At 69.0% G+C, this 12935-nt stretch carries 10 protein-coding genes; 5 read left to right on the top strand and 5 right to left on the bottom strand.

Annotation, left to right across the window (positions count from 1 at the left end; genetic code table 11):
* Nucleotides 1-52 precede the first annotated feature (52 nt).
* Nucleotides 53-742: a DUF981 family protein gene (locus L1066_RS19840; RefSeq protein ID WP_235737916.1), complete on the top strand. Its 690-nt coding sequence runs from the start codon at nt 53-55 to the stop codon at nt 740-742.
* 73 nt (nt 743-815) lie between these two features.
* Here the strand turns inward: L1066_RS19840 and ileS are convergent, their stop codons facing one another.
* Together ileS and L1066_RS19830 are read right to left on the bottom strand one after the other, a co-directional pair.
* A complete protein-coding gene (gene ileS, locus L1066_RS19835) occupies nt 816-4046 on the bottom strand; it encodes an isoleucine--tRNA ligase (RefSeq protein WP_235737915.1) in 3231 nt (1076 codons plus the stop codon).
* Nucleotides 4047-4341: 295 nt separating this feature from the next.
* Complete coding sequence (locus tag L1066_RS19830; protein WP_235737914.1) at nt 4342-5622, bottom strand: hypothetical protein; 1281 nt, start codon at nt 5620-5622, stop codon at nt 4342-4344.
* A 110-nt stretch (nt 5623-5732) separates the two neighbouring features.
* Here L1066_RS19830 and L1066_RS19825 point away from each other — a divergent pair, with 110 nt between their 5' ends.
* A complete protein-coding gene (locus tag L1066_RS19825; protein ID WP_235737913.1) occupies nt 5733-6860 on the top strand; it encodes an NAD(P)/FAD-dependent oxidoreductase in 1128 nt (375 codons plus the stop codon).
* 95 nt (nt 6861-6955) lie between these two features.
* Nucleotides 6956-7873 carry a hypothetical protein gene (locus L1066_RS19820; RefSeq protein WP_235737912.1) on the top strand — a complete coding sequence of 306 codons (918 nt, stop codon included), beginning with the start codon at nt 6956-6958 and terminating at the stop codon, nt 7871-7873.
* A gap of 81 nt (nt 7874-7954) precedes the next feature.
* On the opposite strand, the gene L1066_RS19815 is transcribed toward L1066_RS19820, so the two are convergent.
* The 3 genes from L1066_RS19815 to L1066_RS19805 form a co-directional block, all read right to left on the bottom strand.
* On the bottom strand, nt 7955-8374 hold the full coding sequence (locus L1066_RS19815) for an FAD-dependent oxidoreductase (protein WP_235737911.1): 420 nt from the start codon (nt 8372-8374) through the stop codon (nt 7955-7957).
* Nucleotides 8353-10014 (bottom strand): NADH:flavin oxidoreductase, encoded by a 1662-nt coding sequence (locus L1066_RS19810; protein WP_235737910.1) that lies wholly within the window; start codon nt 10012-10014, stop codon nt 8353-8355. Before L1066_RS19810 ends, L1066_RS19815 begins: the two co-directional genes overlap by 22 nt.
* A 139-nt stretch (nt 10015-10153) precedes the next feature.
* Nucleotides 10154-11341: a lipase family protein gene (locus tag L1066_RS19805; RefSeq protein ID WP_235737909.1), complete on the bottom strand. Its 1188-nt coding sequence runs from the start codon at nt 11339-11341 to the stop codon at nt 10154-10156.
* 85 nt (nt 11342-11426) lie between these two features.
* Between L1066_RS19805 and dapD the strand changes: the two genes are divergently transcribed.
* Nucleotides 11427-12362 carry a 2,3,4,5-tetrahydropyridine-2,6-dicarboxylate N-succinyltransferase gene (gene dapD / locus L1066_RS19800; protein ID WP_235737908.1) on the top strand — a complete coding sequence of 312 codons (936 nt, stop codon included), beginning with the start codon at nt 11427-11429 and terminating at the stop codon, nt 12360-12362.
* A gap of 5 nt (nt 12363-12367) precedes the next feature.
* Nucleotides 12368-12913 carry a hypothetical protein gene (locus tag L1066_RS19795; protein ID WP_376707705.1) on the top strand — a complete coding sequence of 182 codons (546 nt, stop codon included), beginning with the start codon at nt 12368-12370 and terminating at the stop codon, nt 12911-12913.
* The last annotated feature ends 22 nt before the right edge of the window (nt 12914-12935 follow it).

Genomic DNA, 12935 nt, shown 5'->3' with positions numbered 1-12935 from the left:
GACTTCAACATCAGGGCACAATCGCCCGTCGACATCAGGAAAGGTGGGCGGCATGGTCGTCTACAACGAGCTCGTGGCCATCACGGCCGGAGCAGGACTTCTGGGGTTCGCCGGATTCATCTGGCAGCTCATCAAGGACAAGCGCATCGACAGCGAGGGCTGGGCCGGCTTCTTCGGCGTCACCGGGCTCGTGCTCTTCGTGCTCGGCGTGCACACCACGGTCACCTGGCCCTTCGGCGGTGATGGCTTCGAGTACGCCAACATCGCCTTCGGCCAGCCGGCAGCCGCGTTCGGAGCACTGCTGCTGTTGGCCGCGATCTATCTCTGGCGGCACCGCGAGCTGTTCAAGGGCGAGGTCGATGCGGCCAATGCCCAGGCACTCGCGTCACTCAAGCCGGCCAGCATCTTCGTCGGTGCCCTCGGCCTCGGCATGGCGGTGCTCGCCATCAGCTTCGTGCGCTACCAGCTCGGCGCCGCTCCGCCGGAGGAGCCGATCAGCGGGCGCTTCGGCGACATGCCGATCCTCGAGGCACTCTTCCTCGGTGGCCTGTGGGGCGTCGTCGCCGTCGGTGCGATCCTCTTCGCCCTCGCGTTCTGGCTCGAGCGTCCGCAGCTGCTGCGCTGGGCCGTCTATGCCTGGATCATCGGTGGCGTGGTGTTCCTCCTCTTCGGAGCGATGAACTTCTACACGCACATCGGCATGTACCACAACATCAGCCACGGCACCGACTACAAGTGGTGACCGCCTGACCCATTGCACGACACAGCGGCCGCGAGGAGCTCCTCGCGGCCGCTGTCCATTTCGTCCTGGCTACTCAAGCCTTCGCGACGGTGACGTGCAGCGCGTCGCCGGCGTGCACGTCGTACGCCGTCGCCAGGGTCTCCCCCGCGATCAGCTCCTCGTGCGTGCGGGCAGCGTCCTGGATGTCGTCCGGGCCGGCGATGACCAGGGAGATCCGGTCGGAGACCTCAAGGCCTGCGTCACGCCGGGCCTGCTGCACGGAGCGGACCAGATCGCGGGCCAGGCCCTCGCGGGCCAGGTCGTCGGTGACGACGACGTCGAGCACCACGAAGCCGCCGCCGGGCAGGATCCCGGTGGCAACACCCTCCGCGCCCTCGCCGGCCACGGTCTCGAGCGTGTACTCGCCCTCCACCAGGGCCAGGCCACCGGAGGTGACCACGCCGTCGGCGTCGACCGACCAGTCACCCGTCTTGGAGCCCTTGATCGCGACCTGGACGTCCTTGCCCAGACGCGGACCCGCAGCGCGTGCGTTGACGGTCAACCGCTGCTCCACGGCGTAGGCGGCCGCCTCCGGTGCGTCCAGGTCGACGGCCCGCACGGTCTTGACGTTGACCTCGTCGGCCACCAGTGCTGCGAATCCCTCCAGGGCAGACGCGGACGGCAGCACGACCGTCAAGGATGCCAGCGGCAGCCGGTTGCGCAGGTTGCGGGCCTTGCGCAGCGCCGAGGCAGCCGAGCAGACGTCCCGCACCTGGTCCATCGCGTCGAGCAGCTCGTCTGCGGCCGGGAGCTCGTCGACGAGCGGCCAGTCGGTGAGGTGCACGGACCTCTCACCGGTGAGCCCGCGCCAGATCTCCTCCGTGGTCAGCGGCAGCAACGGCGCGATCGTCCGACACACCACCTCGAGTGCGGTGTGCAGCGTGTCCATCGCCTGCTTGGCCTCGGGGCCGTTGCCCCAGAAGCGCTCACGCGACCGGCGGATGTACCAGTTGGTCAACACGTCGAGGAACGACCGCGTGGTCTCGCACGCGCCGGCGATGTCGTAGTCGTCGAGCTGGGTGGTCATCGTGGCGACGTACTCGCGCAACTTGGCGAGCAGGTAGCGGTCGAGCACGTCGGTGGAACCCGTGTCCCACCTCGGCTCGTGGCCGGCCGCGTTGGCGTAGAGGCTCAGGAAGTACCACGAGTTCCACAGCGGGATCATCACCTGGCGCACCGAGTCACGGATGCCCTGCTCGGTGACGACCAGGTTGCCGCCCCGCAGGATCGGCGACGCCATGAGGAACCACCGCATCGCGTCGGCGCCGTCGCGGTCGAAGACCTCGGAGACGTCGGGGTAGTTGCGCAGCGACTTGCTCATCTTCTGCCCGTCACTGCCCAGCACGATGCCGTGGCTGATGCACGACTGGAAGGCCGGTCGGTCGAAGAGCGCGGTGGCCAGGACGTGCAGGGTGTAGAACCAGCCTCGGGTCTGACCGATGTATTCGACGATGAAGTCACCCGGGAAGTGGTGCTCGAACCACTCGGAGTTCTCGAACGGCACGTGGTTCTGGGCGAACGACATCGACCCGGAGTCGAACCACACATCGAGGACGTCATCGACGCGGCGCATCGTCGACTGCCCCGTCGGGTCGTCCGGGTTGGGTCGGGTCAGCTCGTCGATGAACGGGCGGTGCAGGTCGGGCTCGCCGTCCTTGTTGGTCGGCAGCCGCCCGAAGTCACGCTCGAGGTCGGCGAACGAGCCGTAGACGTCGATGCGTGGGTGTTCGGGGTCGTCGCTCTTCCACACCGGCACCGGGGAGCCCCAGAAGCGGTTTCGGGTGATCGACCAGTCGCGGGCGTTCTCCAGCCACTTGCCGAACTGGCCGTCCTTGATGTGTTCGGGCACCCATCGGATCTGCTGGTTGAGCTCCATCATCCGCTGCTTGATGGCGGTGACCTCGACGAACCACGACGAGACGCCCTTGTAGATCAGCGGCTGCCGGCAGCGCCAGCAGTGCGGGTACGAGTGGTCGTAGGTCTCGCGCCGCAGCAGCACGGTGCCGGGCGTGACGGAGCCGATCACGTCGCCGCCGCGGGTGGCCTCCTTGAGGTGATCGATGATCGCGGCGTTGGCGTCGAAGACCAGCGTGCCGGCGTACTCCGTGACCGGGGCGGTGAACTTGCCGTCCTTGCCGACGGGCATGACGGCCTCGATGCCCTCGCGGTCGGTGACCTCCTTGTCGACCTCACCGAAGGCGCCGGCGGAGTGCACGAGGCCCGAACCGTCGGTCGTGGTCACGGCGTCGTCAGCGGCGACCACGCGGAAGGCATTCTCGTGGCCCAGGTAGTAGCCGAAGGGCGGTGTGTAGCGGCGGCCGACCAGGTCGGCGCCCCGGTAGGTGCCGAGCACGGTGAAGTTGCCGTCGACGTCGGCCAGCTCCCGGGCGTACGACGCCAGGCGAGCCTGCGCGAGCAGGAACTTCGCACGCTCCTCGGTGCCGGGCACCGGCGCCTCGACCACGACGTAGTCGATGTCGGAGCCGACCATCACCGCGAGGTTGGAGGGCAGGGTCCACGGGGTGGTGGTCCAGATCAACGCCTTCGCGCCGTCGAGCACCTCGTCGTCGCCGGTGGCCTCCAGGGTGAAGCCGACCGTCACGGCCGGGTCCTGGCGGACCTTGTAGACGTCGTCGTCCATCCGCAGCTCGTGGTTGGAGAGCGGTGTCTCGTCGTTCCAGCAGTAGGGCAGGACGCGGAAGCCCTCATAGATGAGGCCCTTCTCGTGCAGCGTCTTGAAGGCCCAGATCACCGACTCCATGTAGTCGGGGTTGAGGGTCTTGTAGTCACCCTCGAAGTCGACCCAACGCGCCTGGCGGGTGACGTAGTCGCGCCACTCGCCGGTGTACTTGAGCACGGACGCGCGGCACAGTTCGTTGAACTTGTCGATGCCGAGCTCGTGGATCTCGTCGGTCGTCTTGATGTCGGCCTGGCGCATCGCCTCGAGTTCGGCAGGCAGGCCGTGGGTGTCCCAGCCGAAGCGGCGCTCCACACGCTTGCCACGCATGGTCTGGTAGCGCGGCACGATGTCCTTCACGTAGCCGGTGAGCAGATGACCGTAGTGCGGCAACCCGTTGGCGAAGGGCGGGCCGTCGTAGAAGACGAACTCCCCCTCGCCGTTCTCGCCGGCGTCGCGCTGGTCGACCGACGCCTGGAAGGTGCCGTCGGCGTCCCAGTAGGCCAGGACCTGTTCCTCGATGTCGGGGAAGCGCGGGTTGGCCGGGACGCCGTCGCTGCCGGACGTGGAGACCTTCGGATAGGTCATCGGTGCTCTCCTGGGTTCGTGCCTGTGGACATCTGCCACGAGGACGACCCCTGGGGACCGCGGTACCACCTCGCTTGCCACCGTTGGAGTGCGGTGGCCGCTTCGTTGGGGCGATGACGGGCCCAACCCGTCCGGTTCTACTGGGCCTCGGTCGGTGGTCTCGACAGGCTCGACCATCGGCGAATGCTGTTCTTCCGGAGGCTCACCGCTGATGACGGCTCAGACGCCTGTGCTCCGAGGGTACCGCCCCGCCTCGCAGCCGTGCGAATCGGTTTCGTGGGTGGGCCGGTGGTGCTCACCTGCCGACGCGTTTGGCGGTGAAGTCCACCGCGGCCCAGCAACGGTTGGGACCGTCGTACCGGAACCTGGCCGTGACCTTCGTGCCCTTCGCCCGGCCGTTGAGGCTGGCCGTGTAGGCCGGTCCCTTGCCCTTCTCCACGATCTGGACGATGCCCGACTTCGGCACCTTCCGCTTCGGGATCGAGTAGGTGTTCCACGTGTAGGTCGGGAAGTCGGGATAGCCACCGCACGTGGTCATCGCGTAGGCCCGGAATCCGGCGATCCTGCCCTTCTTCACGGTGAAGTTCACCCGCTTGTCCTTGCTGCGGTAGGTCCCGTTCTTGATCCGCTTCGGGGCCTTGGCCGGCCTGACCTTGACCGTCTTGGTCGCCTTGCCGGCGGCCGGGCCGGTAGCGGTCAGCTTCAGCTTGGCGGCGCGCTTCCTGGTGAGCTTGACCTTGATCGACACCGAAGCGGTGCTGCCGGGGTAGAGGGCGTAGCCGGTCTGCCCCTTCTTCACCTTCAGCCCCGTGCCCTTGCCCTGGACGACGATCCTGCTGGTCTGGTGGGAACCGACGTTGCGGACGTCCACGTCGAGGGTCGTCCATTCGCCACGCAGCAGCTTCAGCTTCTTCGAGCCGAGCAGCTTCGCGGCCTGCACCTTCAGCTTCGGCTTGGCATGCGTGGGCGTCAAACCGCCGATGAGGGCGTCGTAGCTGGTGTTGGCGCCCACAGGTGTCACCGTCGCGTAGGCACAGTCGTAGTCATCGCGGAGCGTCGCACTGGTGTCATCGAGGAGATACCTCGCTCCCGCACCGGACCAGCCCGCCGCCCGGGCTCCGCGGGTCGGGGTGGAGAAGTTGACCTGCCCCTGGCACACACCACCGTCGTCGACGACACCGAAGCCAACCAGCAGTCGCCCTTCCTCCGCCGGGCCGTTGGGAGCGGCCTTCAGCACCACCGTCGCCCGTGCTCGATCGTCTCGAGGCTCAACGCTGACCGTTGCACTCACGAGCTGTCGAGCAGCGACACTGGTGCTCGGCAGGCCGGAGGGCCGCTGCTTCAAGGCGCCCGACAGCTTCACCACCGGCGGAGCCGCCGCTTGGGCAACGGCCGGCGCGGCCGCCCCCGGTGGCAGCGCCAGCAGGGTGCCGGTGAGTCCGAGAGCACCGGCGAGGATGCCAGCGGTGACAGGGCGAATGCGCATGTGGTCTCCCCAGATCTCGGCGGCACACCACGAGCCGCACTCGAGCAGCGCCGTACCCATGCCCCGGAACTGGGTACCGGAAACCCACACGACGGAAGGAGACCCATGTCAGAGATCGGAATCGTCGTCATCGGCGGCGGCCTGGCTGGTGCCCGGACCATTGCTTCCTCCGCGAGCAGGGGTACGAGGGTCCACTCACGTTGGTCGGCGCCGAGCCGCACCTGCCCTACGAGCGGCCGGCGCTCTCCAAGGACCATCTGCTCAAGGGCACCCCGCTGGCGGAGTTCACCACCTTCGACGCACCGTGGTACGACGCCCACGACGTCACACTGCGCCTCGGCGTCTCCGCCGTGGTGCTGGACCTGGCTGGGCACAGGGTTGCGTTGTCCGACGGCGAGGAGCTCGGCTACACCCGCCTTGCCCTCGCCACCGGCTCCCGACCGAGGCAGCCCGACCTCGACGGCGCCGGAGCCGAGGGCGTGCACCTGCTACGCACGATCGAGGACTCCGACGCGCTCGACGCTGCCTTCCGCGAGGGGGCTCGGACAGCGATCGTCGGGGGCGGCTGGATCGGGCTCGAGGCCGCGGCTGCTGCACGCTCACGCGGTGCCGAGGTCACCGTGCTCGAGGCAGGTGAACAGCCGCTGGGCCGGGTCCTCGGCAACACCATCGGCGCGGCCTTCGCTGACCTCCACCGGCGCAACGGAGTCGATCTCCGCACCGGTGTCGAGGTCGCGCAGGTCACCGCCACCGGCGGGCGGGCCACCGGGGTGCAGCTGGCTGACGGCGAGCACGTGCCAGCAGGGACCGTGGTGTTCGGCATCGGCGCCCAACCCAACATCGAGTTGGCGGCCGAGGCCGGGCTCGCCGTGGACGCGGGGGTGATCGTCGATGCCGGCCTCCGCACCAGCGATCCCGACGTGGTCGCCGTGGGCGACATCGCCGAGCACGACCACCCCATCCTCGGGCGCCGAGTGCGCGTCGAGCACTGGGACACCGCCCGCAACCAACCGGAGGTTGCTGCGCGCACCCTGCTGGGTGGGGACGCCCACTACGACCGGCAGCCCTTCTTCTTCACCGACCAGTTCGACCTCGGCATGGAGTACCGCGGGCTGGCGCCCCGCCCCGACGACGTCGTCGTGCGCGGCCCCCTCGACGGTGCCTGTCTGGCCTTCTGGCTCGACGAGGACGATCGCGTAGCGGCCGCGATGAACGTGAACATCTGGGACGTCGGCGACGACCTCGACAGCCTCGTCGGGGACAGCGACCGGGTCGACCGCGCCCGGCTCGCCGACCCACAGGTGCCGCTGGCCGACGTACGCCGCTGAGCGGCGCCTCCCGCGAGGTGGGCGGCCGGTGTTTGGGGGCACCCGGAACGGGCAGCGTGCAAGGCGAAGTGACACACGAGTTCTCGAGGTGAGTGATGTCCGACCAGCCGATGGATCCGCAGCAGCCCCCGCAGCAGTTCCCGCCTCCCCAGGGCCCGCCTCCCCAAGGCCCGCCGTACGGCCCGCCACCGGCTGGCGGTGGCGGCAACAAGCGGGTGGCCATCGCGATCGTGGTGGTCCTGGTGCTCCTGGTCGCGGGAGGCATCGCAGCGGCGATCGCCCTGGGCGGCGACGACGATGACGACTCCGCAGGTGGTGCCGGTTCGCCCGTGGCGGCCGTGGCGGCCGCGATCGACGCGATCGAGCGCGGCGACTGTGCGGCGGCGGCCGAGCACGCGCCGGCCCTCGACGAGGCGCAGTGCCATGCGCTGGCCCCTCGCGGCTTCAGCTACGGCGACGTCACCGAGGTGGAGGCCGACGATGCCTCGGCCACCGTCGAGGTCACCGTGCAGATCGAACAGACCGAGCAGGACGTGCCCGTCCAGGTGGGCCTGGAGCGTGAGGACGGACGCTGGCTGATCGTCGACTGGAGCGACGCGGCGTCGCTGATGGGCCACGCCGCAACCGACTCCGGCGGCAGCACCGACAGCGGACACAGCGACGACGAGGGCGAGGGTTCCGGCGCAGGCGCCACTCGCGACATCGACCCGACCCAGCAGGAGATCCTCGAGGTGGCGGACCGTTTCGTCACGGCGATCGAGCAGAACGACTGCGATGCGGCTCGCGCGATATATCTCGAGCCCGATGAGGAGGACTGCGCCGACCTCGAGCTCGACGACCGGTCCAACACCACCTTCGGGGAGTCCCACGGCCCGATCGGCGACGGGCAGAACGCCACGGTGATGGTCGACATCACCGTGGCCGGTGAGGAGATCCTCCAGGGCTTCGAGATCACCCTGGTCAACGACGCGGCCCGCGGCTGGGTCGTCGAGAGCTGGCACGCCCGGGACTGACGAGCCCGACAAGACACGACGAGGCGCCACCCGCCCGGGTGGCGCCTCGTCGCCTTCAGCGGGCCTGGCCCGCGCGCTTGGTCAGAAGGTCCGGGCGAACTTCCACGCCGAGTGGATCGCACCCTCGATGTAGTTCACCTCGCCGGCGTCACCGACGACCTCGACCGAGACCCCGGCTGCCGCCAGCTCCTCGGCGAGCGGAGCACCGGCATGGGTGTCGGCGGCGAACACGACCATCGACGCCGGAGCGGAGAGCTTCTCCTCCCCGACGGTGAACTCGACCTCGTCTGCCGTGATCCGGGTGACGGTGGCCTTGCGATGGATCGTCACACCGAGGTCGCCCGCCTTGCGGACTGCGGTCCAGCGACGGGGCATCGCCATCGGAATGCCCAACTGCTGGCCCGCCTCGACGAGGGTGACGTTGCGGCCACGCTCGGCCAACCACTCCGCCAGTTCGAGACCCACCAAGGAGCCACCGATCACGACGACGTCCTTGCCCATCGGCAGGAAGGTCTTGGTGACCCTGCGGATCGCCTCGGGGCTCTTGGTGACGCCGGAGAGCTTGCCGAGCTTGCCGATGGTGCGCAGCAGCCGACCGCCGTCGGACGCCTCCGCGCTACCCAGCAGGAGGTTGCGGAGGGTGTCACCGGTGTGCACGTGCGGCAACTCGCCCCCGGTACGTCGGGACGCGGCCGCCGTGCGCCGGTCGCCACGACGACGTGGTCGGGACCGATCTCCTTCACGAGGGCTGGCGTGACCTCGGTGTTGAGCCGCACCTGGATGCCGAGACGCTTGACCTCATTGGTGAGCCAGTCCAGCAGCCGCTCGTTGTCGGGGGTGGTCAGGGTCGAGAACCACAAGGTGCCGCCGAGGCGGTCGGCCTTGTCGATCACGGTGACCTTGTGGCCACGAAGCGTGAGCAGCCGCGCCGTCTCGAGGCCGGCAGGGCCCGCGCCGACCACCAGCACGCCTTGGGCGGTGCGAGTGGGCTCCAGCGGGAGGATTCCCTCGTTGCCCAGCGGCGGGTTGACCGCGCAGATCGGGGTGTCGTCCCAGAAGTTCTCCTGCACGCAGACGTAGCAGTTGATGCACGGACGCACCTGCTCCGGCGTACCTGCCTTGATCTTGTTGGCGAGGTCGGGGTCGGCCAGCAGCTGCCGTCCCATGGCAGCGAAGTCGAAGGAGCCGTCGCTGATCCCCTTCTCGGCCACCTCAGGAAGCATCCGGCCGACGGAGATGACCGGCACGGAGACGTGCTTCTTCACCTCGGCCGCCTGGCTGGCGTAGGCGCCCACCTTGTTGGGCAGCGGGCCGTCGGTGAAGTTCGAGAACGGGTTGCGGCCCCAGCCGGTGACGTGGATGGCGTCGGCGCCGGCCTGCTCGAAGAGGGCGGCGGCGCGGCAGGACTCCTCGAGCGTGAGGGCGCCCTCCTGGCCGAACTCCTCGCCGGCGACGCGCACGATCACGGCCATCTTGTCGCCGACCGCCGCCTTCACAGAGGCGATGACCTCGCAGGCGAGACGGGCCCGGTTCTCGAGGGTGCCGCCGTACTGGTCGGTGCGCTTGTTGTCGGCCCGGTTGAGGAAGCCGCTCAACACGTAGCCGTGGGCGCAGTGGATCTCGATGGCATCGACACCGGCCTTCATGCAGCGCACGGCCGCGTCGGTCCAGGTCTCGATCAGCCAGGCGATGTCGTCGAGGGTCGCCGCGTGGTAGGACGGCTTCTTGCCCTGGGTGACGGCCCCCATCCGCTTGAGCTCGTCCATGGTGTTGTCCGCCATGGCGCTCATGTCGAGGTCGTAGTCGGGGACGCTGGGCACCAACAGCGGCCGGTCCTGGAGCGTGTCGATCCGGGAGATCTTGCCGTGGTGAGTGCTCTGGACACAGAGCTTGCTGCCGGCCGCGTGGACGGCGTCGGCGAGGGCCGTCAGTCCCGGGATGAACCGGTCGTCGGACAGGCCCGGCTCCTTGGTGCTCGCGGCGCCGACGGGAAAGGCGATCGCTGAGGCTCCGGTGATGATCAGACCTGTTCCGCCGGCCGCCCGGGCCGCGAAGTGGTCGATGTCCTCCTGGTGGATCTCGCCGTCGACGCAGACGTTGAGGTCCATTGCCGGCATCACGATCCGGTTGGACAACGTCATGGGACCGATACGGCCCTCGGAGAGCAGATGCGAAAAGTTCTTAGTCCTGGCCACCTTCGCAGGCTAGACGCCGCTCAGGACACCGGCGCGACCACGCCCCGCTCAACGGGAACGCCCGCAATCACCCGGCCTCACCGCTTCAGCCCGGGCAGTTGGAGTCCGCCTTCTCGCCGGCCAGCCTGTCGATGGTCCACTTGATGAGGTCAGGCACCATCACCTGGGCGACGGTCAGGTGGTCCGCACCGGCGTACTCACGGTAGTCCAGGGGCTGGCCCGCCTCGCACCGTCGTGCCACCCAGTCGCGCTGTCGCGCGACCGGAACCACCTGGTCGGCGTCACCTTGCGCGAGCAGGACCGGCACGTCGATCCCACCGTCGGGCAGGTTCTGGTCGAGGAGCCTGCGGAAGGTCGTCCCTTCGTCGAAACTGGGCAGGACCGGCTCGCGGAGATCGCCGGGCAGACCGTCGAGCACCTCATTGCCGCACCGTTGGCCGATCTTCTCGATCGTCTCCCGGTTGGCCGGGTCGACCTCGTCCCACAAGCCGCTGTCGGGATAGACCCGACGCCACGAGTCCAGCAGGTAGGACTGCAGTCGCCGCATGACCGCGTTGTCCTCGGTCTGTCCCAGCATGCCTGCGAGGTCGGTCGGCGGTGCGGTCGCGGCCACGCCCAGCAGCTTCACGTCGGGTGCGTAGTCGGAGGCAACCATCCCGGTCCACAGTGCGGCGTGGGCGCCCTGCGACTGCCCCCAGACCACCGCCTTGCGTGAGACCTTCAGGTCGGGCATCCCACGGACTGCGCGAATCGCGTTGAGCACGTCGTGGGCAGCCTCCTCGCCCACCAGGAAGCCGTGGGGTCCGGGCGTGCCGAGGCCGGCGTAGTCGGGTGCCACCAGCACCGTGTCCTGCTGGGCGATCGCGTTGAGGGCGCCGCCGTCGGTGGCGATCGGTGTGGTCCGCGCGGACGGAGCACACGCCTCGGCGACTCCGGTCGTGCCGTGGGCGAAGGCGACCACCGGCATCGCGGTGGCGGGCCGGTCGACGAACGCCGAGACCAACGCCGACGCCTCACGGACCGCCCCTTGACGGTCTTCGGTGAGATAGACGATCCGCCAGATGTCGACCGCGGTGGCGTGGGTGCCCTGCCAACGTTCGACGCTGACCAGGTCACCTGCTTCCGAGGCGCCGGGGAACTCCTGGCGGTCGGCGGGCTGACGGCCCGGCTCGTCCACGTCGCGTTGGGCCCAGACGACGATCAGGCCGATCACGAGCAGCATGACCACACCTCCGGTCAGGAGGTAGGGCAACGGGCGACGGGCGAAACTCACGTGGGACATCATGGCCGATCGACGGTCATGTCGACCGGTGAACCAGCCGTCCGTGGCCACTTCGGTGCTCCGTAGAGTAGGAACCGTGACTGAGACGAAGACCGCCCACGGGTGGGGCCTTGCCACACTGACTGCCGACGACACCGTCCTCGACTGCTGGTTCCCCCAGCCTGCCCTGGGCCTGCCGGAGTCGAGCGATGCTCCCGCCGAACTGACCGCACTCGCCGGGCAGGACCCGCTGCGCGACGTACGCCGTGAGGTCCGGTGGGTTGCCATCGATGACCTCGAGGCCGCCCCCACCTCCACCGAGGAGGTCTGGCTGCGGCTGCACCTGCTCTCCGCCCGCCTCGTCCTCCCCCACGGTCTCAACCTCGACGGCATGTTCGGCCTGCTCGCCAACGTGGTGTGGACCAGCGCCGGCCCGTGCGCCGTCGAAGGCTTCGAGCTCACCCGTGGCCGGCTGCGCGCGGCCGGCCAGCACGTCTCGGTCTACGGGGTCGACAAGTTCCCCCGGATGGTCGACTACGTCGTGCCCACCGGCGTCCGCATCGCCGACGCCGACCGGGTGCGACTGGGTGCGCACCTCGCCTCCGGCACCACCGTGATGCACGAGGGATTCGTGAACTTCAATGCCGGCACGCTCGGCAGCTCGATGGTCGAGGGGCGCATCTCCGGCGGCGTCGTGGTCGGCAACGGCTCCGACATCGGAGGCGGTGCCTCGATCATGGGCACCCTGTCCGGTGGCGGCAAGGAGGTCATCTCCATCGGTGAGCGCTGCCTGCTCGGCGCCAACTCCGGGCTGGGCATCTCGCTGGGCGACGACTGCGTCATCGAGGCAGGTTGCTACATCACCGCCGGCACCAAGGTGACGCTCGAGGACCGGACCACGGTGAAGGCCCTCGAGCTCTCGGGTGCCAGCAACGTGCTGTTCCGCCGCAACTCGGTCAGCGGCACGGTCGAGGCAGTCGCCCGCAAGGGCGAGGGCATTGCGCTCAACGAAGCGCTCCACGCGAACGACTGATCCACATGCGGATGCGCGGTGCCGTCCTGGGCGGACTGGCGGCGCTGACAGTGGTCGGCGGGATCTTCGTGGCGGTCGAGCTCGGGCTCGGCCCCTTTCCCGACCCCGAGGGATGCACGGCTGAGGTGGGCGGCCACACGGTCTCGCTCAGCACGGAGCAGTCCGAGAACGCCGCCCTGATCACGGCCATCGCGGTCCGCCGTGGCCTGCCCCCGAGGGCCGCGAGCATCGCGCTCGCCACGGCGTACCAGGAGTCGAAGATCGAGAACATCGAGCACGGCGACCGCGACTCACTCGGCCTCTTCCAGCAGCGCCCGAGCCAGGGATGGGGAACGGAGGAGGAGATCCTCGACCCCTACTACTCCACCAACGCCTTCTACGACGCCCTGGAGAAGGTCGACGGCTATCAGGACATGCGGATCACCGAGGCTGCCCAGACCGTGCAGCGCTCGGGCTTCCCCGAGGCCTACGAGGACCATGCCGAGGATGCCCGCGCCCTTGCCTCGGCACTCACTGGTCAGTCCCAGGGGGCCAGTTCTCCTGCGTGGTGAAGGACGACGTGCCCGAGGAGTC

This window comes from Nocardioides alcanivorans, from assembly GCF_021555175.1.
GTDB classification, from domain to species: domain Bacteria; phylum Actinomycetota; class Actinomycetes; order Propionibacteriales; family Nocardioidaceae; genus Nocardioides; species Nocardioides alcanivorans.
Note: the sequence above shows the minus strand (reverse complement) of the source record. Positions and strands in the feature narration are given on the sequence as shown.

What these genes read in the sequence shown, in the direction of transcription:
- L1066_RS19815 (WP_235737911.1), bottom strand. Translation starts at nt 8,374, where the DNA reads ATGGGCAAGGACGTCGTCGTGATCGGTGGCTCCTTGGTGGGTCTCGAA.
- ileS (WP_235737915.1), bottom strand. Translation starts at nt 4,046, where the DNA reads ATGACCTATCCGAAGGTCTCCACGTCCGGCAGCGACGGCGTCCCGGCC.
- L1066_RS19795 (WP_376707705.1), top strand. Translation starts at nt 12,368, where the DNA reads ATGCGGATGCGCGGTGCCGTCCTGGGCGGACTGGCGGCGCTGACAGTG.
- L1066_RS19810 (WP_235737910.1), bottom strand. Translation starts at nt 10,014, where the DNA reads ATGACGTTGTCCAACCGGATCGTGATGCCGGCAATGGACCTCAACGTC.
- L1066_RS19840 (WP_235737916.1), top strand. Translation starts at nt 53, where the DNA reads ATGGTCGTCTACAACGAGCTCGTGGCCATCACGGCCGGAGCAGGACTT.
- L1066_RS19820 (WP_235737912.1), top strand. Translation starts at nt 6,956, where the DNA reads ATGTCCGACCAGCCGATGGATCCGCAGCAGCCCCCGCAGCAGTTCCCG.